The sequence below is a fragment of the Pseudomonas sp. Irchel 3A18 genome (assembly GCF_900187465.1).
Taxonomy (GTDB): Bacteria; Pseudomonadota; Gammaproteobacteria; order Pseudomonadales; family Pseudomonadaceae; genus Aquipseudomonas; species Aquipseudomonas cichorii.
Genome location: NZ_FYDI01000021.1, coordinates 23,274 through 45,091, shown reverse-complemented (window position 1 = coordinate 45,091; position 21,818 = coordinate 23,274). Strand labels below are relative to the sequence as shown.

At 57.4% G+C, this 21,818-nt stretch carries 21 protein-coding genes and 1 tRNA gene; 8 read left to right on the top strand and 14 right to left on the bottom strand.

What is annotated here, in order from left to right; all coding sequences use genetic code 11:
- Window positions 1–11: 11 nt before the first annotated feature.
- Together CKW23_RS24655 and CKW23_RS24650 are read left to right on the top strand one after the other, a co-directional pair.
- On the top strand, window positions 12–1,196 hold the full coding sequence (locus tag CKW23_RS24655; RefSeq protein ID WP_095068539.1) for an acyl-CoA dehydrogenase family protein: 1,185 nt from the start codon (window positions 12–14) through the stop codon (window positions 1,194–1,196).
- Window positions 1,197–1,211: 15 nt separating this feature from the next.
- Entirely contained in the window at window positions 1,212–2,558 is a 1,347-nt protein-coding gene (locus CKW23_RS24650) for an amidohydrolase (protein ID WP_095068537.1), read from the top strand.
- On the opposite strand, the gene CKW23_RS24645 is transcribed toward CKW23_RS24650, so the two are convergent.
- Window positions 2,479–3,795 carry an MFS transporter gene (locus tag CKW23_RS24645; protein ID WP_025260367.1) on the bottom strand — a complete coding sequence of 439 codons (1,317 nt, stop codon included), beginning with the start codon at window positions 3,793–3,795 and terminating at the stop codon, window positions 2,479–2,481. The genes CKW23_RS24650 and CKW23_RS24645 overlap by 80 nt on opposite strands.
- Window positions 3,796–4,256: 461 nt before the next feature.
- Here CKW23_RS24645 and CKW23_RS24640 point away from each other — a divergent pair, with 461 nt between their 5' ends.
- On the top strand, window positions 4,257–5,603 hold the full coding sequence (locus CKW23_RS24640) for an LLM class flavin-dependent oxidoreductase (protein ID WP_025260368.1): 1,347 nt from the start codon (window positions 4,257–4,259) through the stop codon (window positions 5,601–5,603).
- Window positions 5,604–5,672: 69 nt separating this feature from the next.
- Here CKW23_RS24640 and CKW23_RS24635 read toward each other — a convergent pair whose 3' ends face one another.
- Complete coding sequence (locus CKW23_RS24635) at window positions 5,673–6,578, bottom strand: LysR family transcriptional regulator (RefSeq protein ID WP_025260369.1); 906 nt, start codon at window positions 6,576–6,578, stop codon at window positions 5,673–5,675.
- Window positions 6,579–6,666: 88 nt separating this feature from the next.
- Here CKW23_RS24635 and CKW23_RS24630 point away from each other — a divergent pair, with 88 nt between their 5' ends.
- The gene (locus CKW23_RS24630) at window positions 6,667–7,683 is read left to right on the top strand and encodes an NAD(P)-dependent alcohol dehydrogenase (protein WP_025260370.1); all 1,017 of its coding nucleotides are present in this window, start codon (window positions 6,667–6,669) and stop codon (window positions 7,681–7,683) included.
- A gap of 45 nt (window positions 7,684–7,728) precedes the next feature.
- Here CKW23_RS24630 and CKW23_RS24625 read toward each other — a convergent pair whose 3' ends face one another.
- From CKW23_RS24625 to CKW23_RS27355, 6 genes are all read right to left on the bottom strand, one after another.
- The gene (locus tag CKW23_RS24625; RefSeq protein ID WP_025260371.1) at window positions 7,729–9,063 is read right to left on the bottom strand and encodes an ATP-binding protein; all 1,335 of its coding nucleotides are present in this window, start codon (window positions 9,061–9,063) and stop codon (window positions 7,729–7,731) included.
- Complete coding sequence (locus CKW23_RS24620) at window positions 9,060–9,731, bottom strand: response regulator (protein ID WP_025260372.1); 672 nt, start codon at window positions 9,729–9,731, stop codon at window positions 9,060–9,062. The genes CKW23_RS24625 and CKW23_RS24620 overlap by 4 nt, the downstream gene beginning before the upstream one ends.
- Window positions 9,732–9,822: 91 nt before the next feature.
- Window positions 9,823–10,059: a hypothetical protein gene (locus tag CKW23_RS24615; RefSeq protein WP_095068535.1), complete on the bottom strand. Its 237-nt coding sequence runs from the start codon at window positions 10,057–10,059 to the stop codon at window positions 9,823–9,825.
- A 519-nt stretch (window positions 10,060–10,578) separates the two neighbouring features.
- A complete protein-coding gene (tauD, locus tag CKW23_RS24610) occupies window positions 10,579–11,418 on the bottom strand; it encodes a taurine dioxygenase (protein ID WP_095068533.1) in 840 nt (279 codons plus the stop codon).
- A 14-nt stretch (window positions 11,419–11,432) separates the two neighbouring features.
- Window positions 11,433–12,416: a taurine ABC transporter substrate-binding protein gene (tauA, locus tag CKW23_RS24605; RefSeq protein WP_095068531.1), complete on the bottom strand. Its 984-nt coding sequence runs from the start codon at window positions 12,414–12,416 to the stop codon at window positions 11,433–11,435.
- 119 nt (window positions 12,417–12,535) lie between these two features.
- Entirely contained in the window at window positions 12,536–12,718 is a 183-nt protein-coding gene (locus tag CKW23_RS27355) for an Arm DNA-binding domain-containing protein (protein ID WP_371856598.1), read from the bottom strand.
- 247 nt (window positions 12,719–12,965) lie between these two features.
- On the opposite strand from CKW23_RS27355, the gene CKW23_RS24595 reads away from it, so the two are divergent.
- The gene (locus tag CKW23_RS24595) at window positions 12,966–13,616 is read left to right on the top strand and encodes a hypothetical protein (RefSeq protein WP_256590484.1); all 651 of its coding nucleotides are present in this window, start codon (window positions 12,966–12,968) and stop codon (window positions 13,614–13,616) included.
- A gap of 166 nt (window positions 13,617–13,782) precedes the next feature.
- Window positions 13,783–15,054: a hypothetical protein gene (locus CKW23_RS24590; protein ID WP_095068529.1), complete on the top strand. Its 1,272-nt coding sequence runs from the start codon at window positions 13,783–13,785 to the stop codon at window positions 15,052–15,054.
- Between the two features lie 281 nt (window positions 15,055–15,335).
- Here the strand turns inward: CKW23_RS24590 and CKW23_RS24585 are convergent, their stop codons facing one another.
- From CKW23_RS24585 to CKW23_RS24560, 6 genes are all read right to left on the bottom strand, one after another.
- On the bottom strand, window positions 15,336–15,707 hold the full coding sequence (locus tag CKW23_RS24585; protein WP_256590483.1) for a hypothetical protein: 372 nt from the start codon (window positions 15,705–15,707) through the stop codon (window positions 15,336–15,338).
- A gap of 158 nt (window positions 15,708–15,865) precedes the next feature.
- A tRNA-Gly gene (locus CKW23_RS24580) sits at window positions 15,866–15,941 on the bottom strand.
- Window positions 15,942–16,002: 61 nt separating this feature from the next.
- A complete protein-coding gene (pgsA, locus tag CKW23_RS24575) occupies window positions 16,003–16,563 on the bottom strand; it encodes a CDP-diacylglycerol--glycerol-3-phosphate 3-phosphatidyltransferase (protein ID WP_095068527.1) in 561 nt (186 codons plus the stop codon).
- A gap of 32 nt (window positions 16,564–16,595) precedes the next feature.
- Window positions 16,596–18,419 (bottom strand): excinuclease ABC subunit UvrC, encoded by a 1,824-nt coding sequence (uvrC, locus tag CKW23_RS24570; protein WP_095068525.1) that lies wholly within the window; start codon window positions 18,417–18,419, stop codon window positions 16,596–16,598.
- A 2-nt stretch (window positions 18,420–18,421) separates the two neighbouring features.
- Complete coding sequence (gene uvrY, locus CKW23_RS24565; RefSeq protein WP_025260379.1) at window positions 18,422–19,066, bottom strand: UvrY/SirA/GacA family response regulator transcription factor; 645 nt, start codon at window positions 19,064–19,066, stop codon at window positions 18,422–18,424.
- Between the two features lie 268 nt (window positions 19,067–19,334).
- A complete protein-coding gene (locus tag CKW23_RS24560; RefSeq protein ID WP_025260380.1) occupies window positions 19,335–19,700 on the bottom strand; it encodes a helix-turn-helix domain-containing protein in 366 nt (121 codons plus the stop codon).
- An 82-nt stretch (window positions 19,701–19,782) separates the two neighbouring features.
- On the opposite strand from CKW23_RS24560, the gene CKW23_RS24555 reads away from it, so the two are divergent.
- Both CKW23_RS24555 and CKW23_RS24550 read left to right on the top strand, forming a co-directional pair.
- On the top strand, window positions 19,783–20,016 hold the full coding sequence (locus CKW23_RS24555; RefSeq protein ID WP_074569075.1) for a DNA-binding protein: 234 nt from the start codon (window positions 19,783–19,785) through the stop codon (window positions 20,014–20,016).
- Between the two features lie 701 nt (window positions 20,017–20,717).
- Entirely contained in the window at window positions 20,718–21,797 is a 1,080-nt protein-coding gene (locus CKW23_RS24550; RefSeq protein ID WP_025260381.1) for a 3-deoxy-7-phosphoheptulonate synthase, read from the top strand.
- Window positions 21,798–21,818: the final 21 nt, after the last annotated feature.

Here is a 21,818-nt window from a genome sequence, read left to right as displayed (position 1 = left end):
GAGAGTTGCACATGACTGATTACCTGGCACTGGCCCATGAACTGGCCACCCACATTCAACCCGGCGCAGCGGAACGCGATGCCAACCGCACCCTGCCCTACGCTCAGCTCGACCTGATCCGCGAGTCGGGGCTGGGGGCCGCTCGCGTGCCGACCGAACTGGGCGGCGGCGATATCAGCCAGTTACAGGTGGCGCAGATATTCATCGCCCTGGGCAAGGCCGACCCGTGCGTGGCCCAGGCGCTGTTTCCGCATTTCGCCACCGTCGAACACCTGCGCCTGATCGCCAACCCGGAACAACAGCGCCGCTACCTCAGCGCCTTTGCCGACCGGCAATTATCCTCTGGCGCAGTCGCCGAGCGCAGCGGCACCTTTCGCGGTGAAATCCATACCCGCCTTGAGCGCCGTGGCGAACAGCTGATTCTCAATGGCAGCAAGTTCTACAGCACCGGCTGCCTGTTCGCCGACCTGCTGAAGATCCAGGCGGTGGACGAAGAAGGCAACGCGCTTTACGTGATCCTGCCCGCCAACACGCCTGGCATCACCCTGCTCGATGACTGGGACGGCATGGGCCAGCGCAGCACCGCCAGCGGCAGCACCTTGCTGGAAAATGTCATCGTGCAACCGGAGCAGGTGATTCCTCTGGCCCAGTGGTATCAGCGGCGCAACTACGTCGGGGCCAGCGCGCAACTCATCCACTGCTCCATCGATATCGGCATTGGCCTGGCAGCGCTGGACGACGCCGTACACTGGGCACGCAACGGCTCGCGCCCGGTTCGCGAAAGCGGTGTCGACAAGGCCCGTAACGATCCTTACATCCTGCACACCATCGGCGACCTTTCGGCGGCGATTCATGGTGCCGAAGCGCTGGTTGAAAAGTCTGCGCTGAGTGTCGATCTCGCGGCCCGCGCTCAATTGCAGGGCCTGCTGGCCGGCGAAGAACTGGACGCTCTGCTGGCGCGCTCTTCGATTGCCGTGGCCGAGGCGAAGATCGCCTCCACCCGCGCCTCGCTGCATGTCTGCGAGCGGCTGTACGAAGTGGGCGGTGCTGCCACCACGCAATCGAGGTACAACTTCGACCGCCACTGGCGCAATGCCCGGACCCACACCACCCACGATGCCGTGGCCTACAAGTACAAGGCCATCGGTGACTACCTGCTCAACGGTAACTACCCGCCGATTGCCTTCACCTACTGACAGAGCAGGTTTCCCATGCAGCCGAATCGCAAGCCCTGTGCGCCCCTGATAGCAGGCGCCTCACTGTTGTTGACCTTGCTGTCGAGCCAGGTCCGGGCCGCTGAACCGGCTGCCTGGGCTGATCTGGATGCACAGCTCGCCCGCGTCCTGCCCGGCGTGATCGAACTTCGCCATGACATTCACCAACACCCGGAACTGGGCAATCGCGAATTCAACACCAGCAAACGCATCGCCGAACGGCTGCGTGAGCTGGGCCTTGAGGTGCAGACCGGCATCGCCCATACCGGCGTGGTCGGCGTACTGCGTGGCGGCAAGCCGGGACCGGTGGTGGCCATCCGGGCCGAACTGGATGCCCTGCCGCTGATCGAGCAGACCGGCCTGCCGTATGCCTCGACCGTGCGCGTTCAGGACCAAAGCGGTGACTTCCGCACCCGTGGCAAGGAAGTCGGCGTGATGCATGCCTGCGGCCATGACGCGCACATGGCCATGGCTCTCGGCGTGGCCGAAGTACTTGCGGCCCATCGCAGTGAACTGCCAGGCACCCTCAAACTGATATTCCAGCCCGCTGAAGAAGGTCCGCCGCTGGGCGAAAAAGGCGGTGCGCAATTGATGATCGAACAAGGTGTCCTGACCCATCCAGCACCCGCTGTGATCTTCGGCCTGCATGTCACTGCCGGCACTGCTGGCACCTTCACCTTGAGCCGCAACCGCACCACGGCGGCAGCCGATACCTTCGTCGCCCGTATCAAGGGTCGCCAGACCCACGCCGCATTCCCCTGGACCGGCATTGATCCGGTCCCCGTCGCGGCCCAGACCATCCTCGCCTGGCAGACCATTCCCAGCCGCCAGTCGAACCTGAGCCTGCTGCCTGCTCCGGTGATTTCGGTAGGCCGGATCGAAGCCGGCGACCGCCACAACATCATCCCTGCCGAAGTGCGCCTGGAAGGCTCGATCCGCACCGTCAGCGATGAACAGCGCGAAGACGTGCTGATGCGCATGCGCCGCACGGCAGAAAAAATCGCCGAAGCCTCCGGCGCCACGGCAGAGATCGACTACCTGCCAGGCAACTACCGCGCAGGCCACAACGACACCGCACTGGTCGACCGATTGCTGCCGGTGCTGCAAGAAGTCTCCACCACACCCGTAAAAATCGACAACGGCACCTACGGCGCCGACGACTTCGCCGAGTATGCACGGCAGATTCCGGGGACCTTCATGCGCATGGGCGTTACACCCCCTGCGCTGGAAGGCAAGGCCGTCTGGCCGACCCATTCACCGGGGTTTACCGTGGATGATCCAAGCCTTGCCGTGGGGATTCGGGCGCTGAGCCGGATGACGTTGAGGTATATGGCTGGCGAATAGTGCCCGGCAGCTCTTGTGAAAGCTGCTGGCTAGCGTTGAGGGTCTCAGGCACCGCCACCCACAGCAGGATCAGAGCAACCGCCGCCACAGCCGCAAGGGTCAGAAACGCAGCGCTGTAACCAGCCTCCTGAACCACAAAGCCCGCCAGGCTGTTACTCAATGCCGCGCCAAGGCCAAAGACCGTCGAGAGCGCGCCAAGGCTGATATTGAAGTGCCCGGTGCCATACGTGAGGTCTTTGACGATCACCGGAAACAGGGCACCGAAAATGCCCGCACCGATACCGTCCAGCAATTGAACGGCGACCAGCCAGTAAGGGTCGTCGGACAGGGTATAAAGCGCGCCGCGCAACGGCAGGATCAGGAAACCGATCAACAGCAACGGTTTACGCCCCCACAAATCGGCTTTGGCGCCCACCAGTAACGCGGCAGGTACCATGACCAGTTGCGCTGCAACGATGCAGGCTGACGTCAATGGCGTTGCCATCTGCAGATTGACCTGCGCCAGTTTCTGGCTCACCAGCGGCAGCATCGCGGCATTCGCCAGATGGAACAGCGCGCAGCAAATGCCGAACAGCAGCAGTGGCCTGTTGGTGAGCAGCACGGAAAATCCCGAAGGCGGCTCAACATGCCGCGCATCGCTTGTATCCAGGCCTCGGGCAAGGTCATGATCAATGGCATCCGCCGAAACGAAGCTGACCGCAATCACACTGCCCAGCGCCATGACGGCCATCAGATAGAAGACTGCAACAGGCCCGAACAGGTAGGCGAAACCGCCAGCCAACAAGGCCGCGCAGGCATTACCCGCATGGTTGAAGGTTTCGTTGCGCCCGGTACGGCGGGTGAAAGCACGAGGCCCGGTGATGCCCAGAGTAATCGCGGCAATGGCCGGGGCAAAAACCGATGCAGCCACGGCACTCATGGCCTGGGTCAGGGCGACCAGCGTGAATGAAGTCACGAAAGGCAGCATCAGGCAACTGCCGGTCACCAGCAATGCCGCAACCGCAATGATCGTCCGCTTGCCACGAGCACTATCGACCAGTGCTCCAGCAGGAGTCTGCGTGATAAGCCCGGCTATCCCGGCAATCGTCATCACCACACCAATGCTGGCGGGCTCCCAATGATGAACAGCCAACAGGTAAATCGCCAGGTAAGGCCCAAGCCCGTCGCGTACGTCCGCGAGGAAAAAATTGAGGCTATCGAGGGAGAAATTGTTGCGGCGATCCGAGTGACTGGCCAAGGCGGACATCTTCAATACTGGAGGTTTTGCGACATGACCAACCTCTGCGAGGTTAATGACCGATGGCCTGCGGTTTTAGTTTCATGAAACCTCTCAAGACTCGGCAAGAGCGAATTTATTCGCGAACGCAGCCTTTTCGCGAATGAATTCGCTCCTGCTGTGACAGGCTTAAAATATATAAAACTGATTTTATAAATCATCAACATAACAAAAATACATAATTAGCTTAGACCGAAAAAGACTTTCACAGGCATTTCTCAGAGGCCTATCGTCTATTCCAGTCCGACCCCTTTCCTGGCGAAGGCCGTTTCCCCGCCGACCTTCGCCAGGAGCCTGTCATGAGCGAATCCCTCAATATCGATGCTGTGGACGCGGTACTGGACGCCGACAGCCAACCCGCTCGACAGGCCCGGGCATGACAGCCATGACCCCCCTCTATTCCAGCGAAAGGACTTGACCCCATGAGCAAACGCCAACTGCACTTTGGCGCCATCCTGACCGGCGTAGGAACCGACCAGCAGGAGTGGTTGCACCCGGATATTCCCGGCAACGCCAGCATCGATATCGACTGGTACAAACAGCAGGCACGAGCGGCCGAGGCAGCGCATTTAGACTTCGTATTCATCGTCGACAGCCCCTACATCACCCCGGACTCGGCACCGCACTTTCTCAACCGGCTGGAACCACTGACCTTGCTCTCGGCACTCGCCGGTGCCACCGACAAGATCGGCCTGGTCGCAACCTTGACCACTTCCTACACAGAGCCGTTCAACGTCGCCCGGCAGTTCGCCTCACTGGATCAGATCAGCCACGGTCGTGCCGGCTGGAACGTGGTCACTACAGGACTTGAAGGCGCAGCGGGCAACTTTGGCCGCGAGCAGCATATCGACCACACCGAGCGCTATCGCCGGGCAAGCGAGCACGTGGCGGTGGTTCAGGGGTTGTGGGATTCCTATGAAGACGACGCTTTCCCTCGGGACAAGGCCAACAAACGCTTCCTCGACCCGAACAAGCAGCACCGCCTGGACCACCGTGGCGAGTTCTTTTCGGTCACCGGACCCCTGAATATTTCCCGCTCGGCGCAGGGTCAGCCGGTAATTTTCCAGGCCGGGGTTTCCGAGTCCGGACGCAAGCTGGCGGCGGAAATCGCCGAAGGCATCTTTGCCGGTGTCGACAATTTCGAGGATGCCCAGGAGTACTACGCCGATATCAAACGTCGTGCCGCAGCCGCAGGCCGTGACCCGGCACAGGTGCTGCTGTTCCCCGGCATTACACCGATCATTGCCGACACCGATGAACAGGCTCAGGCGATTCTGCTGGAACGCGAAGGCGAAGTAGATCTGAACAAGGCACTGGTGCAACTGGGCCGCCCGTTCAACTACCACGACTTCAGCCAGTACGACCTCGACGCACCGTTCCCCGAGCTGGGCGAACTGGGCAGCAACGGCTATCGCGGCCATGCAGAGAAGATCAAGCGGGTCGCAAAGGAAAAAAATCTGACCCTGCGCGAAACCGCCCTGCGCTTTGCACGCCCTTTCACCGGGTTCGCCGGCTCAGCACTGACCGTTGCCAACGAAATCGAACGCTGGTTCAACGAAGGCGCCGTGGACGGCTTCAATATCCACGTCGGCGCACCGGCCAGCTTCGCTCGATTTACCGATGAAGTACTGCCGATCCTGCGCGAACGCGGATTGTTCCGCAGCGAATACGAAACCAGCACCCTGCGCGGCCATCTGGGGATTGATGTGCCGCAGAATCGTTATACCCAGCAGGTTGAGCAGGTTTCGGCAGTGGCAGAACCGGCGTAAGGCATTGAGAGTGATCCTTGTTGATGCCCGGGTTCACAAGGCCCGGGCGTCATTTTGAGGCAAAGAAGGCTAAATGGATTTGGAAAGCAGGTAATCAATAAAAACCCGCAACTTCGGTAGAACCGTTCGCCGACTGGGGAAGTACAGTGCCAGGCCCGGGAATGCTATGGAGTAAGCATCGAGAATGACTTCAAGTGTTCCCGCGTGAATGTTGCGAGCAACGAGGGAGCGCGGCAATTTGAACAGGCCGACACCGTGTTCCGCCGCATGTATGCAGGCCGCTATATCGTCGAGTATCAAAGGCCCGCTGACGGGAATGACACGCCTCTCTACACCGACGTTGAAAGCCCACTCATCAAGCAGAGTGCTGGCCTGACGAAAAACGATGCAGGGTATTTTCCCGATTTCATCCGGTGATGAGGGTCGCCCATAGCGCGCAAACAAGGCAGGCGAACCCACGACCACTTGCGGCTCTTCGGCGGTAATGGGCACTGCGACCATATCTGCCTGTACAAAATTCCTGGGCCGCACACCGGCATCACAGCCTTCGGCGACAATGTCGACCATTCGGTCATCGCCAATGAATTCGACCTGAACACCAGGATGCGCCTGCAGAAACTCCGTGAGAAAGCGCTCGGTCAACATGAGCACGCTCGCCTTGGGCACACTGATACGCAGTAAACCGGTCACCGAGTTACCCAGGCTGCGAGCGGACTCTATACCTTGAAGCACTTGTTGAGCAGCAGGACGGACTTGAAGCAGCAACCGCTCGCCCGCCTCGGTCAAGCCGACGCTTCGGGTTGTGCGTAGCAGCAAGGCGGCGCCCACACGGTCCTCAAAGGCCCGTATCGCCTGACTGACTGCAGACGGAGTGATACCAAGACGACGCGCAGCCGCTCGAAACCCTCGCTCTTCGGCGACAGCCAGGAAAACCACTACGCCATCCAGGTCGCCACGTTTTATTGTGTAGTTCATCTACACAGTATGATCACCTGGAGCTGGCTTCTCAAGCCTCCCCCAATAGACAAAGATAGCTTTCTTACCCCCTTTATCAGGAAAGCTCATGAGCTCTGAAGCCAATAAATCCCGAGCCTTTACGTTCGACAAAATCGGCAGTGTTGATGCCTTGAAGCGCGGCGAAGCACCTATCCCCACACCAGGCCCGGGCGAAGTGCTTGTCCGGGTTCGAGCTTCTTCACTTAACTATCGGGATGTCATCATCCTGGATGGCCATTACTTCCTGCCCGCACCTGCGGGCCGAATCCCTCTCTCGGACGGAGCTGGCGAGATCGTAGCCATTGCGCCTGACGTGACGCGATTCAGCGTCGGAGATCGCGTCACCAATTCATTCTTTCCGGACCTGATCGACGGGCCTTATACCGGTAAACACCTCCACTACAACATTGATGTTGATGGCTGGTTGACCGATTACCGTGCGATAGACGCAGAGTACCTGACCCACATCACCGACAGCCTGAGCTTTGAAGAAGCCGCGACCTTGCCCTGCGCAGGTGTTACCGCCTGGACAGCACTCAAGGGCGTAAAACCGGGCGACACCGTGCTGACCCAAGGCACCGGAGGCGTTTCGCTATTTGCCATTCAGATAGCCAAAGCGCTGGGCGCACGGGTCATCGCGACGACCTCAAGTGACACCAAGGCAGAACGCCTGAAAGCCCTCGGCGCAGACGAAACCATCAATTACAAAGACCAACCTGAATGGTCACAACAGGTTCGGGAACTGACTGACGGCAACGGAGCAAATCGCATCGTGGAAGTCGGCGGCGCGGGTACGCTGGAGCAGTCCGCAAAATCAATCGCCGTGGGCGGCCAGGTCACACTGGTAGGCGCGCTGTCCGGCTTGCAGGGTGGTGTCGAGTTCATGACAATGTTCATGAGTCAGGCACGTTACCAGCCAATCGCCATTGGCAGCCGTAATGACCTTGATGACCTTATACGGTTCATCACCCAACATGACATCCACCCCGTCATCGACAGCACTTGGGATTTCGACGATGCGAAACTGGGGATCGAGCGTCTGGTCACCCGTAATGTATTTGGGAAAGTAGTCATAAAAAACTGACTGTCAGCGGGAGATTGCGCGATGCCTCTGACACCGCGCAATCTCCTACATGCGTTGAGTGCTTTCGGAATAAGGCAGCCCCAACGTCACCACAAAATCCTGACCGGTGCTATTGAAGTCAATCGTGCAACCGCAACGCTGAACGATCGCCTGCACGATTGCCAGGCCCAGTCCGCAACCCGTGCTTGAGCTGCTGCGCCAGAAACGTTCGGTCATGTGGCGAAGGTTATCTTCGGGTATGCCTGGGCTGGCATTCCTGACGCTGACAAAGGCAAATTCGCTGTTGCTTGTCACATTGACGATAACCTGCGTATCGACAGGACTATGCCGCAAGGCGTTATCCAGCAGGTTGCGAAGTGCAGCCACTGCCAGTACCGACGGCATGTCCAGGACAGATGAAGGCGTCACTGCCTGGAAACGCAGGTGAATTCGCTCCGTATTGCTGCCCGTATCCTGAATAGCCAGGGAAACAGCCTGTTCGACATTGCACTGGCTGCCGTCATCGAATGACAGGCTGCCTTCCACCTTGGCCAGCAACAACAATTGCTCAAGGGTGTTATGCAGCCGGTCAGTCCCTTGTTCGGCGCGGACCAATGCCAGTTCTCTGGCTTCACCGCAAGTCATCTGCGCAACCTGCAAATGGGTTTTGATCGCAGTGAGCGGGCTGCGCAGTTCGTGGGCAGCATCCCCGGTCAGGCGGCGCTCACGTTCGACGGCCTGACTGATACGCACCAACAGGTGGTTTTGTGTTTCCAGCAGCGGCTTCAATTCGTTGGGCAGCATGCGAAGCTTTAGAGGCTCAAGGGAGTCGATGTTGCGCTTTTTCAGTTCGTCTCGCATGCGCTTGAGCGGTGACAAACCTTTGCCTATCCCCAGCCAAAGCATGGCAACGCACGCCAACAGCGCTACCGATACAGGAACTGACGCTGACAGCAGGACCGAATGGTTGAGGGACTCGCGCTCCTGCTCACGATCCGCCGTGGTGATACGCACATCACCACGGACAAGAGTAAAGGTTCGCCAATGCTCGCCGTCGATCTCCTGATCATAAAAACCACCGTTCGGGCTGGCGATAATATTCCCGGCAGTGTTATGACTGCTGGCCAGAATTTCACCGCGCAGCGAACTGACCTCACAGGCCATGCCGTCAGGAATAGCCAGCTGGTTGGCGCTGAAGTGTGCACCGCCCTCCTTCACCGACAAAGGTTCGGGCAATTGATCGACCAAGGCAGAGACCATACGTGCCGAGGCTACGAGCCGCTGATCGAGGGAATACATCATCTGGGTTCGCAGGTCCTGATACATCCAGGTAGCCGCCAGCGTCCAGACCACGACAAAGGCAACCCCAAGAATCAGGCTCAGACGCAGGCGCAGACTCATGAGCGTGCCGCCAGCGCACCGAGCCGATAACCCGAGCCGCGTACAGTCTCGACAATGCCGTGACCCAATTTGCGACGCAGATGAAAGATATGGACGTTCAAAGCGTTGCTCTCGACCTCATCACCGAAGCCATACACGCTGTCTTTCAACTGTTCGATAGAGAGAACCCGGCCACGGTTGTTGAGCAATGCCAGCAGCAATGCCTGCTCACGACGCGAAAGGTCGATGGCCTCACCTGCCAGCCAGGTTTCTCGAGTGCTGGGATCGTGGGTGACGGCCCCATGCTCGATGAGATTGACCGCCCGGCCTGCAACTCGGCGTACCAGCGTATGCAAGCGAGCATACAGCTCTCTCAGATCAAAGGGCTTGAGCAGGTAATCATCAGCTCCCGCTTGCAGCCCTTTGACGCGGTCATCCACATCATCCCGTGCGGTCAGAATCAATACCGGTATCGCCTGACCCAGAAGCCGCAAACGCCGCAACAGACTGATCCCGTCCTCATCAGGCAAGCCCAGATCAAGAATCATCACATCGAACTGCGCGACATCCAGCAGGGCATAAGCGGCGGATGCCGAAGCCACGCGGTCGACGTTAAGACCCTGGGCGCTCAAGCCGGCGACGATGCCACTGGCAATGAGTTCATCATCTTCACACAGCAGTACGTGCATGGCCGACTCTGTTGGAGGGCAAGATTTCATACTTGCCACAATAGCGCGTAAGCGACATTTCGGGATCGGAGGATAGCAAAATGCTTATAGTTTAACTGGCAGGCTTTTCATCAGTCTCCTGAGGTTGGGTATTGGGCTTGGATGCACTGGCAGCAGCCTGATTCTTTTCGGTCTTTTCCTGAGCCTTGGCCAGATTCTCACGCGCCTGCTGCCGCTCAAGGGCAAACGCCTCCTGGCGCTTTTGAATCATGTCGGCACCATCCTGGGCAAAGGCAGTGGCACAGCAAAGACCAAAAAACGAGGCCAGGATACATTTTGTGATAGTCATCGGGTATTTCTCTCAGGGGTGGCAGGCTTGCAGCGCCAAGGGCGTCTGCTTCAAGTAGCTGCACTTTGAGGGAGCCCGATTAAGGCATCGTTAACAGTGTCAGACGTTTGATGCAGAGCAGATGAAGCTCACCCGTCACCCTCTCATACCGCACAGCTTACTCATCAATGCCTGGGAATTGGCGTTCTGCGGCATATCTATAACCTGCTGCAACGTTATATCAGCGATCAGGTGGCTACCGAGGACATCACCAGCCTCATCTCCCTGTTGAGATCCGATGTCCCGGAACGCTATCCGCAAAGCGGGCAAGTTCGAGGCACACGTAGCCTTGCCAATGGACAGCCTTCGAGGTGAAACAGCTGAATCGCGAAGGCTATAAAATCAAGATCAGCAGAACCATGCTCGATAGCCCCCGCTCAAGAAGTACGGGTGTACAACATACCAAAGCCAGGGGCTGCTCCCGACTGACGCTTTCACGGAACCAGAAAAACGCACAAACGGTCGCGTCCAACCAAATCATCAGGGCCCGAACGGTCGATCCCCGAGAATCGTCGCGCGGTGCATGATGCGCCTTTGCGGTCGGTAGTCGTCGCAGGCGTAGTGTTGCGTCAGGCGGTTGTCCCAGAAGGCCAGGTCGCCCTGGCGCCATTGCCAGCGAACGCTGAATTCCGGCTTGGCGATCTGCTTGAACAGCATCTTCAGCAGTGCATCGCTTTCGTCGGGTTCCAGCTCGATAATCCGGGTGGTGAAGGATTCGCTGACGAACAGCCCTTTGCGACCTGTTTCCGGGTGCACGCGCACTACGGGATGGGTCACGGGCGGGTTGGCAGCGCGAGCGGCGTTCCATTTTTCCAATGCATCAGGCGTATTACCGAAGCGCTCCAGGGGAAACGAAAGGGTCAGGTCATGCACGGCGGTCAGGTCATCGAGCAAATGCTGAATCCTGGCGGACAATCCCTCGTAAGCAGCCGAGCAACTCGCCCACAGGGTATCTCCACCGTGGGGAGGAACATGCCGTGCGCTGAGCAGCGAACCCATCGGCGGCGACTGGATGAAGGACACGTCTGAATGCCACAGAGCGTTGTCGCGCAGGTCGTTGAGGTCGGTATCCAGCAAGAGGATTTCCGGCTGGTCTTCGATCTTCGGATAGATGGGGTGTATATGCAGATCGCCGAACAGAGCTGCCGCGTCCCGCTGCTGGCGCGGCGTCAGCAACTGATCACGCATAAACAGCACCTGATGCTCCATCAGCCCCTGGCGCAAAGTGGTATAACTTTCTGCACTCAGCGGGCGACTCAGGTCGACACCGCTCACACGCGCGCCAAGCGCTTGGCCGATGCGTTCAAATACGATGGTCATAGGTGTACTCTTTATCACTGAGCCTGGCGTACGTACTCGGTGCTCACGTACTCCGAGTAGTCCGGCAACACGGCGGGAATGCGCTTCTGCTCCTTGAGGAATTCCGCGGTAGCGGCGATATCCTTGGCAGTGCCACCACCGAGCAGGTCAGCGCTGAGCTGTTGCCGGGCGTTCGGGTACACGGAACCGGCCAACAGTTCGGGTACGTCGGCAGCGTTGGCACCGACCAGCCTGGCGATCTTTCTGGCTTGTTCTGAGTCAGCGGTCCACTTGGCGGCATTGGCCTGATAGTCGGCGAAGGCGCTCAGGGTCACACCCGCGAACCTGGCCAGCACTTCAGGGTGCTTTTCAGCGAAATCCTTGCGGGCGACCCAGACTTCAAAAGTCGGCGCGCCCCACTTGCCCACCTCGGCAGCGTCGGTCAGAACCTTGCCGTCACGCTTGATCTCACCCAGAGCCGGCGACCAGACAAAGGCACCGTCGATATCGCCGCGCTTCCAGGCGGCATTGATTTCGGCCGGACTGAGGTTGACGATCTTCAACTTGGTGGGGTCGATCTTCCAGTGCTTCAGGGCACCGAGCAGGCTGTAATGGGAGGTGGATACGAACGGCGTGGCAATGGTCTTGCCGATCAGTTGCTCGGGTTTTTCGATGCCGCTGCTGTTGCGCACCACCAGCGCCTCGGCGGAGTTGATCTGCGCCGCTACCAGGAAGGTCACCAGTGGCAGTTTGCGCGAGGTGGCCGCTGCCAGTGGGCTTGAACCCAGATTGCCGATCTGCACATCACCGGAGGCCAGTGCGGTTACCACTTCCGGGCCTGCGTTGAAACGACGCCAGTCGAGCTTCTGGCCAATGGCTTTTTCGTAGGCACCGTCGGCCTGGGCGACCTTGGACGGGTCCACACCGGTCTGGTAGCCGATTACGATATCGGCGCAATGCGCCTGGACGGCGGTTGCTGCAGCGACAGCTAGCAGCAGAGCTTTGATGGTGCGTTTCAGGGTCTATTCCTCGCAAATGGCACTGCTGCGGTTTATGCCAGGCGCCTGAGCGCTGCCACAGCACTAGAGGAGAAATAATTTATGGCTATAAAAAATATAAAACCAATAACATTTAACGCTTAGCTTAGAGCGGTCAGCAATAGCCTTGCTGTGTTTGCACGGGTGAGCAACGCCCTCGCAACATCACGCAGAGCACGAGCCTCTCGCAAGCTGATTTCAGGATAGGTACAGAGAAAAATACGGGGTTGCTTATCAGCCCAGGAAAAGCGGAAGTCCCAGCACCTGGCGCCTTTGGAATTCACGAAAAAGTCATCTACCAAGCGCCGGATTAATGCACTAAAAAACCTTGGCTGGCAGTGCTTTCAAGTTGAACTGTCGGTCAGACAGCGGAGCTAATTTTTAAACCGAACCGGCCGATACTAGCCGGCGGCCGGCCAAAAAACCGCCAGGCAGTTTGTCTAGACCGTCCCCCACTAGCTGATGCAAGAAGGCCAATCTGTGCACCTACATCGTTGGAGCTACACCCTACTAACTTGTCTGCTGTCGCAGTTGAGCCTGGCCAGCACACTGCATATAGATCCTCGTGCCGAGAGCCTTTACCAAGAAGCTGTTCCATACCTATTACAAGCGAATGCCAAGCTCGAAGCAGTGACAGCTGATACCCCAACAACAAGCGAAGAGGAGAGACAGCGCTCCCTAACCCTAGCCGAAGAAGGAGGTGTGCTACTCAAACCGGCCTTTACTTTGCTTGAACAAGCAGCAGCCCTTGATCATCCCGTAGCCCAATATCGTCTCGGATTGATTTACGTGATGCTGTCTCCGAGCGAAGTGATCAAAGAGAAAGCTTGCCCCTTGTTCAAACGAAGCCTCGCCCAGGGCTTTGCTCCACCCGCTCTTGAAATTGCCTCCTGGTGCTTGGCGTTTACCGATACGCCCGAGTACCAAAAAACATTGCAGGCCATAGAAACCAGCATGCCACTCTACGAAAAGTATTTTCCACAGCCAGTTGTCAGGCTTGAATGCAAGCCTGAGGAACCTGTGGGTTTCGCCATGCAATGGGGCAACGGTCGTGATTATCAAGCTGAAATCTACCGCCTACAGGGCGACAGCAATCGTGCGCGTCGCTTGGAGTATTACCAGAAGGCTATCGATACCAATGACTGTTACAAGGCCAAACGACGCATGGAATATCTTAAATAGTCCCCCGCCTATTACTGGTTCCAATGCATGGCGGTTGCGTCAGAGACAAGGACGAGTCCCGCGGGACCTTTTGCGCTCCTTTCGCTCTCCAGGAAAGCTCGCGCCCACTGGTTTGAACTATTACTCCTGCTGACACAATGCGTGTGTTACTCAAGGAGGAGACACGATGGATAATAAATCTGCTGTTGCGCCTACAGAAAATCACCTCAAGGAAATGCTGAGTTATTGGAAAGCATCTGGAATCCAGTCATTTTCCCTTAGCGAAGCGCTCCGATGGTGTGCCACGCACTATCCCGATATCTCCCCCCAGCGCTTCGGTGCCCTTCTCCGCGACGCGGCAGCCAATCGCAAGCGCGATAGGCAACCGGTCTCCGATCTGGTGTGGCAGCTCAACAAGGAAAACTTCATCCCCTACGATCCGGCCGTCGACCCTACGCCGGGGAGTCGTGACGCAGCCGCCTGGGTCATTCGCCTTGCTCTGCAAGAACGCCTGGATGCCGTTCAAGGTGAGATCCTCAATCAGTACTGTGCACTCCTGGCCACAGCTATCGAATATCAAAAGCACCCAAACAAGACATCTCAGGAAATAGCTGATGGCCTAGCAGGCCTGCTTCGCACGGACAATATCGAGGAGTTCCTCGCGCAAATCTCGGAACTGGGAGCAGCGGAGTATTTCAGAACAATCCATCCAGAGGGGTTCGCAAACCATGTTCCGAATCCGGGCTGTTCGAGCACCGGTCCAGATAAGAACTTCGACTTCACGTTCCAAGCCGAGGGCATTCGCTTCAATGTCGAAGTGAAAGCGTTCTCCAAGGCCTTTTCTACAGACGACAAAGGAGGCGCGAAATACTTCTTGCCAGAGCCAATCAAACAGCAGCTCTACGACGTCGGTATCGAAATGAAAGCTACCCTTGCCCCTACCATCGGTCGTTTTCTTGGAGACGCGAATTGCCAGTTGCTGCGCCGTGACAATGACATGAACGTCGTATTACTTTGCTGCAACGATCCGGATGAATACGCTGATGTCATGGAAAGTCTGCACGGGCCCTATGGCCTCATCAGAGCTTCCAGGGCTGCGGGTAACAGCCCCCAGCTACCCAACTCGGTCATCCCCAATCTGTCGCTAATGACCAATATCGATGCCGTGGTGGTCTGCCTGACAGGCTTCCTTCACTCGGGCATCGTCAATACCTTGCGATTCAGCCGGGCCTACAAGCTAGATGGCTTAAGCCTCACAGATCCCGAGCACGCCTGGGATTTCCGTTTCACCTTCCCATGCGGATTCTGGCTGCACCGCCCCCCAGCGGAACAACTACGCGAGGTTAGCCTTCACAAGGTCTTCAACTCGCACCTCTCGCCGCTACTGGACTACTACAAACAGCACAACAAGGATTGGCAGGCCGCGGTATTCTCGCTGATCAATCACAAACGGTCTTGATGCGAAGACGACGCATAGCGGCATAGCGGCCAAGACAGCTTTCGACCGAGGCTGTGTAAAACCGTTTTCGAGCGCGACAGGTACTCAGAACCGGACTGAAAATCGCGCATCTGCGCGAGATCTACATCTGCTGGCGTGCCGATAAATTCCAGATTTAACGTAGACGCACGTACTTCAATTTTGACGAGGCGTTTTTACACACTCTGGGTCGATAGCGGTCAGTCGCGACCGGCTGCGTTCGTCCCGACGCGGACATCCAGCGAGATCTCCAGATAACTTCCCTAATATCGAGATGACAATATTTCTCCTGCCTCGATGCGCGAGAAAACAACGTGAGGATCTGTCTGGCACCAGTATTTGAAGAAAAGGCGAGGTTCGGAGTCGCCAAAAACCTGTTTGACCAGGCTCTCAATCGGTACGACGAGTTTGGGGGTGGGCCACTGCTGTGCGAAAACGCCAATCTGCTTGCCTGATGTGCAAATAATCCAGGTAGCCTCGCCCCCGCTTATACCAGGCAGGTAGTGCATGGTTTGTATGGCTTTGAACAAGGCACGTAGCGTTGCAGTCGGATCGAGCTTGATTGAGCTGGTGTGGCTGCTCAAATCGTCTCCTGCGTGGACGCTGTCTCGATCAATGGCAATGGCCAGCATCATGATCTCTTCATTAATTTGAATTCATGCTTGCCAGCGTATGGTGCGCAACGGCGACCTGTCTACAGTCCGCTCCTAGTCGAAAGTAGCTTGTCAACATGAGTACAGACATTTCTCAGGCAAAAAAAAGCCACTCATCTGAGTGGCTTTTTTCTGAATCTTGGAGCGGGAAACGAGACTCGAACTCGCGACCCCGACCTTGGCAAGGTCGTGCTCTACCAACTGAGCTATTCCCGCTTGGTGATGGCCGCCATTCTATACGCTGGTGTTTATTCGTCAAGCCCTTGATTCAAAAAAGTTATTTCTTTTCTGCGGTAGCTTTCAGGTGAGGCCAGGCGGCTCTCAGGTACTGCACCATAGACCACAAAGTCAGCCCTGCCGCGACAAGCAGCAATGCATAACCGACGATGACCCAGAAAGCGAAAGCCGGAGGGTTGGCCAGGAGGATAACCAGCGCCAGCATCTGGGCGGCGGTTTTCCATTTGCCCATGTTGGACACGGCCACCTGAGCACGTGCGCCGATTTCGGCCATCCATTCACGCAATGCCGAGATCACGATCTCGCGACCGATAATCACGGCAGCCGGCAGGGTCAGCCACAGGTTAGCGTGGGTCTGCACCAGCAGCACCAGCGCAACCGCCACCATCAGCTTGTCTGCCACCGGATCGAGAAAGGCACCAAATGGCGTGCTTTGTTCGAGACGACGCGCCAGATAGCCGTCGAGCCAGTCAGTCGCTGCGGCAAATGCGAACACGCTACTGGCCGCCATGTAGCTCCAGTGATAGGGCAAATAGAACAGCAGAATGAAGATCGGGATCAGTAAAACGCGCAGAACGGTAATCAGATTAGGGATATTCATCGGCACAACTGGCTACGAGGTGAGCGGGCATTCTACTCGCTGTGCAGGTTTGCATAAATCGACTCTGCCAGCTTTTTGCTAATTCCGGGTGCTTTTGCTATTTCATCGATGCTCGCACGGGCCAATTCCTGCAATCCACCGAAGTGTTTGAGCAGATCGCGACGCCGCGTCGGCCCCACGCCTGCCACACCTTCAAGGGTCGAGGTTCGGCGGGCCTTGCCGCGGCGGGCACGATGGCCGGTAATGGCGAAACGGTGAGCCTCGTCGCGGATCTGCTGGATAAGGTGCAAGGCTGGCGAGTCGCCCGGCAAGGTGAACTCATGGGCGGCATCATTGAGGTACAAGGTCTCGAAACCGGCCTTGCGGGTCGTGCCCTTGGCCACACCGAGCAGAATCAGGTCAGGGACTGCCAACTCGTTCAGCACATCACGAGCCATGGACAATTGCCCCTTGCCGCCGTCCACCAGCAGGATATCGGGCAGCTTGCCCTCGCCGTCCTTGATCTTGCTGAATCGCCGGGTCAGAGCCTGATGCATGGCGGCATAGTCATCGCCCCCCGTGACGCCTTCGATGTTGTAGCGCCGGTAATCGGACTTGATCGGGCCTTCAGGGCCAAAGACCACGCAGGACGCCACGGTCGCTTCGCCGCTGGAATGGCTGATGTCGTAGCACTCCAGCCGCTGAGGCGGCTCATCGAGTTTGAGGACCTTGGCCAACGCCTCGAATCGCGAAGCCACATGCTGACGATTGGCCAGACGTGCGCTCAGCGCCTGCTCGGCATTGGTCACCGCCAGTTGTTGCCAGCGCGCACGAGTGCCACGAACCCTGTGGCTGATGGTCATCTCGCGACCACGGGACTCTTCGATAGCATCGATCAACGTCGGGAAGTCTTCGTGGACCACATTGACGATGACCTCACTGGGCAGTTCACGGTCGACGCCGCCGAGAAAGTACTGTGCCAGGAAGGCCGACATGACCTCCCCGACCTCTTCTTCTATACCCACCTGCGGGAAAAAGTTCTTGCTGCCCAGCACGCGCCCACCGCGCACACTGATCAAGTGCACGCAGGCACCACCGGGGTTGACGAACGCAGCCACCACATCCACGTCGCCGGTTCCACCTTCCATGCTTTGCTGATCCTGAACCCGGCGCAGCAAGGCCACCTGATCACGCAGCTCGGCAGCCCGCTCGAAATCTAGGGCCATGGCGGCCTTTTCCATCGACTCGTTCAGTTCATCGGTCAGGGCGTTGCTGCGCCCCTCAAGAAACATCACCGAATGGCGCACGTCCTCAGCGTAGACCTGTGGCTCCACAAGCCCGACACATGGCCCTTTGCAGCGTTTGATCTGATATTGCAGGCAAGGCCGGTTGCGGTTCTTGAAGTAGCTGTCTTCGCACTGGCGAACCAGAAACGTCTTTTGCAGCAGGCTCAGGCTTTCACGAATCGCACCAGGGCTTGGATAAGGGCCGAAGTATCGCCCCTTGGCCTTCTTGGCACCGCGATGAATGCTCAGGCGCGGAAACGCACCGTCGGACAAAAAGACATAGGGATAGGATTTATCGTCGCGCAGCAGGATGTTGTAAGGAGGCCGCCACTCCTTGATGAGGGTCTGCTCCAGCAACAGCGCTTCGGTTTCGTTGGCCGTGATGGTGGTTTCGATCTGGGCGATGCGGGCAACCAGCGCGCTGGTCTTGGGTGCAAGGCCGGTCTTGCGAAAATAGCTGGCCAGGCGTTTCTTGAGGTTCTTGGCCTTGCCGACATAAAGAAGCTGGGCATGAGTATCGAACATGCGATAGACGCCAGGACGGCCACTGCATGTTGCAAGAAACGCACTTGGATCAAACGATTGGGTCATGTTCAGGCGCTGGCATCAACCATGCCGTGACGTACAGCCAGTAATGCAAGCTCGACATCGCTGCTGATCGAAAGCTTCTCGAAAATCCGGTAACGGTAGGTATTAACGGTCTTGGGTGACAAGCATAGCTTGTCGGAAATGGTCTGAACCTTCTGGCAGCCGACAATCATCAGGGCAATCTGGATTTCGCGCTCGGAAAGCAGATCGAACGGAGAATTGTTGACCTGTGGCTGAAAAGACTTCAATGCCAGTTGCTGAGCAATCTGCGGGCTTATGTAGCGCTGACCGGCAAATACAAGGCGAATGGCCTGCACCATTTCCGCAAGCCCTGCCCCTTTGGTCATGTAGCCAGCTGCGCCAGCCTGAAGCAGGCGCGTCGGGAAAGGGTCTTCCTCGCACACCGTAACGGCAACGACCTTGATCTCGGGATGGCTGCGCAGCAACTTGCGAGTCGCTTCAAGACCTCCGATGCCAGGCATCTTGACATCCATCAGCACGACGTCAGGCTTGAGTTCCCGGGCTTTCTTCAGGGACTCCTCGCCAGAGTCAGCCTGACCGACAACCTGCAAGCCATCTATGTCGGCAAGCATGCGGGTGATGCCTGTGCGGACAAGATCATGGTCATCGACAACTAGCACCCTAATCAAGCAGACACCTCACGCAACAGTCATAACGAATGCCAGCCACCATAACAAAAACCATGAGTCAGACCTAGCGCCTGTTGCCGTTTCAGTACAAAGCCGATTACCGCACTAATCCCTGCAGACCAGAAAGTGGGGGAAATCGTGCAGAAACGGCAGCACAGGACAAGATCCGCATCACACGGATACGTGGAAAGCGTTGCCAACAAACTATCACTAACCTCTTAAGACGCCAGTGTTTTTTCGCAAAAGCGCTTGATTGGCAGATCTGCCATCAATGATCATCAGGCAACGACTTGTTGTGAATGGTGTAGGACGCCGACAGTTCGGCCAGAGTGATGGTCAATCGGCTTATTGCATCCTGATCCTCCTTGAGTAAGGTTCTGTAACTTCCCAATACTTTTTCTTCGGCGCTACTGAGATTATCGATGGGAACAGGCGTAGGCATCCCGGTCAACACGTAAAGGACATCGACACCCTTGGCCGCTACCGCGGCTAGATAGTCAGCCTTTGGCGCACGATCGCCACTCTCGTATTTCCCCTGAGCATTAGCCTCCACGCCACCGATTTCACCAAAGGCGCGTTGAGAGAGCCCAAGACGCTCCCTTTCTTTTCTCAATCGATAACCGATTCCACTCATTTGAATGCATAACCTTGTTGACCCCATCCTTACGAATGGTAGAATCCAGACAGAATTAAACTTATTTGAACGGTTTTGAACTATGCCCGGAATACGTACTGCTGCACAAGCCAAGGCTTGGCTCGAACAACAGGGAAAATCGGTTCAAGAATTTGCTCGGGAAAACGACATTGACCCGGCAACTACTTACCAAGTATTGGCTGGCCGCAAGAAAGGCCGTCGCGGAGAAGCCCATAAAGTGGCGGTTTTACTGGGTATGAAGATAGGCGTCATCCCTTCGCACAGCAGTGACCCAGCACAAGAGACTGAAAGCTGAGAATATCTCCCGGTCCAACATCTGCAATTAATAAACAAACAATCCGACTGTCGGTGTCGACTTTTCTGACAGAACCTGTCCATAGAAAAACCTGCCGTTTAAACCTTGATCTCTTTTAATGGCCAGCGTTCATGAAGGCCCGCACACGGACGCCAATTAAATTGAATTTTCCAATTGAATCAGGCCATTCGCCTACGGTAAGCTCGCGCTCAACCTATGGAGACACATCATGTTGCCATCCGCCTCATCACAGCCTTTGCATCCTGCCAGCGTTGAACGCTCGGTAGCAGGCGCGGCTGCGCGGGCTGCCTCGGTTGGTGTCTGCCTGCCGGTCAACGTTTATTACGGGTATTGGTTTAGCCACTGGCGCGCCTGATACCCAAAAGGCGCCCAGATTCAGGGGACGCCAACCAGAGAATTCTCTACCCCCGGTCGGCTACCCGACCGGGGGTTTTGTTTTTTGGGGCTCTCGAAAGCCCGATTGAATCCACATGAGGAATACGACATGAACACCACTTTCTATTACCGCAACGACATCGACTTCGCCTGGCGATTTAGCAACCTCCGTTCGGGACAACCAGCCGCCTCCGATCGGTCACTGCCAGGTGGCAACCTCACACGCACAGCCAGTCAGGCCAATTGTCGAACACCCCAATAGGGTCTTGCGCGGGAACATGCCCGCCAGCCCAGGAAACCAGATCATGAACTCGTCCGTTGCCGTAAAACCGTCCGACCTGTCCAGCAATGTCACTCTGCTCGACAACACGCCCGCTCCAACGCGCCTGCCCAGTACTCTCGAGCTGAAAAGCCGTCTGCCACTGACCGCCGCCCTGAACGAACAGGTCGCAGCCCACCGCCGTGCCGTGCGCTCGATACTGACCGGGGAAGATTCCCGCCTCCTGGTGATCGTAGGTCCCTGCTCTCTTCACGACCCGCAATCAGCCCTTGAATACGCCGAACGCCTGGCCAGCCTGTCCGCCGAAGTCAGCGATCAGATGCTGCTGGTGATGCGCGCCTACGTCGAAAAGCCTCGCACCACCGTAGGCTGGAAAGGCCTTGCCTACGATCCGCAGCTCGATGGCAGTGACGACATGGCCGCCGGCCTCACCCTGTCACGCCAGTTGATGCGCGAAATGCTGCTCATGGGCCTGCCGGTTGCCACAGAGATCCTGCAACCCATGGCAGCAGGCTACTTCGATGATCTGCTCAGTTGGGTGGCCATTGGCGCACGCACCACCGAATCCCAGATCCACCGGGAAATGGCCAGCGGCCTGCCCATGGCGGTAGGTTTCAAGAACGGCACCGATGGCGGCGTAGCAGTGGCCAGTGACGCGATGCGTTCGGCAGCTCACCCCCATCGCCATTTCGGGATGGATCGTCACGGTCATCCGGCGATCATCGAGACTCAGGGCAACCCGGACACTCATATCGTCCTGCGCGGCGGCCATCGCGGCCCCAACTACGACAGCCAGAGCGTTGCCCAGGTGCGCGCCAGCCTTGAAAAGAACCGGATTGCGTCAAGGATCATGGTCGATTGCAGCCACGCCAACAGCGGTAAAGACCCGCTACGGCAGCCACAGGTGTTCAATGACGTGCTTGAACAACGCTTGCAGGGCGACAAATCGTTGATCGGCATGATGCTGGAAAGTCACCTGTTCGATGGCTGCCAGCCCTTGAGTGAAACGCTTCAGTATGGGGTTTCGGTGACCGATGGCTGCCTGGGCTGGGAAGGCAGCGAGCAGTTGCTGCGCCAGGCGGTGGACCGGTTGCGCTACAGGTAATCGCTTCTCGATGAACTTTTA

Excerpts from the sequence above, each read along its gene's own strand:
- tauD (WP_095068533.1), bottom strand. The coding sequence starts at position 11,418 with ATGACCATCGTATTTGAACGCATCGGCCAAGCGCTTGGCGCGCGTGTG.
- CKW23_RS24640 (WP_025260368.1), top strand. The coding sequence starts at position 4,257 with ATGAGCAAACGCCAACTGCACTTTGGCGCCATCCTGACCGGCGTAGGA.
- CKW23_RS24585 (WP_256590483.1), bottom strand. The coding sequence starts at position 15,707 with ATGATGCTGGCCATTGCCATTGATCGAGACAGCGTCCACGCAGGAGAC.
- CKW23_RS24650 (WP_095068537.1), top strand. The coding sequence starts at position 1,212 with ATGCAGCCGAATCGCAAGCCCTGTGCGCCCCTGATAGCAGGCGCCTCA.
- CKW23_RS24655 (WP_095068539.1), top strand. The coding sequence starts at position 12 with ATGACTGATTACCTGGCACTGGCCCATGAACTGGCCACCCACATTCAA.
- CKW23_RS24590 (WP_095068529.1), top strand. The coding sequence starts at position 13,783 with ATGGATAATAAATCTGCTGTTGCGCCTACAGAAAATCACCTCAAGGAA.
- CKW23_RS24615 (WP_095068535.1), bottom strand. The coding sequence starts at position 10,059 with ATGACTATCACAAAATGTATCCTGGCCTCGTTTTTTGGTCTTTGCTGT.
- CKW23_RS24630 (WP_025260370.1), top strand. The coding sequence starts at position 6,667 with ATGAGCTCTGAAGCCAATAAATCCCGAGCCTTTACGTTCGACAAAATC.
- CKW23_RS24550 (WP_025260381.1), top strand. The coding sequence starts at position 20,718 with ATGAACTCGTCCGTTGCCGTAAAACCGTCCGACCTGTCCAGCAATGTC.
- CKW23_RS24635 (WP_025260369.1), bottom strand. The coding sequence starts at position 6,578 with ATGAACTACACAATAAAACGTGGCGACCTGGATGGCGTAGTGGTTTTC.
- pgsA (WP_095068527.1), bottom strand. The coding sequence starts at position 16,563 with ATGAATATCCCTAATCTGATTACCGTTCTGCGCGTTTTACTGATCCCG.
- CKW23_RS24625 (WP_025260371.1), bottom strand. The coding sequence starts at position 9,063 with ATGAGTCTGCGCCTGCGTCTGAGCCTGATTCTTGGGGTTGCCTTTGTC.
- CKW23_RS24560 (WP_025260380.1), bottom strand. The coding sequence starts at position 19,700 with ATGAGTGGAATCGGTTATCGATTGAGAAAAGAAAGGGAGCGTCTTGGG.
- CKW23_RS24555 (WP_074569075.1), top strand. The coding sequence starts at position 19,783 with ATGCCCGGAATACGTACTGCTGCACAAGCCAAGGCTTGGCTCGAACAA.
- uvrC (WP_095068525.1), bottom strand. The coding sequence starts at position 18,419 with ATGACCCAATCGTTTGATCCAAGTGCGTTTCTTGCAACATGCAGTGGC.
- CKW23_RS24620 (WP_025260372.1), bottom strand. The coding sequence starts at position 9,731 with ATGCACGTACTGCTGTGTGAAGATGATGAACTCATTGCCAGTGGCATC.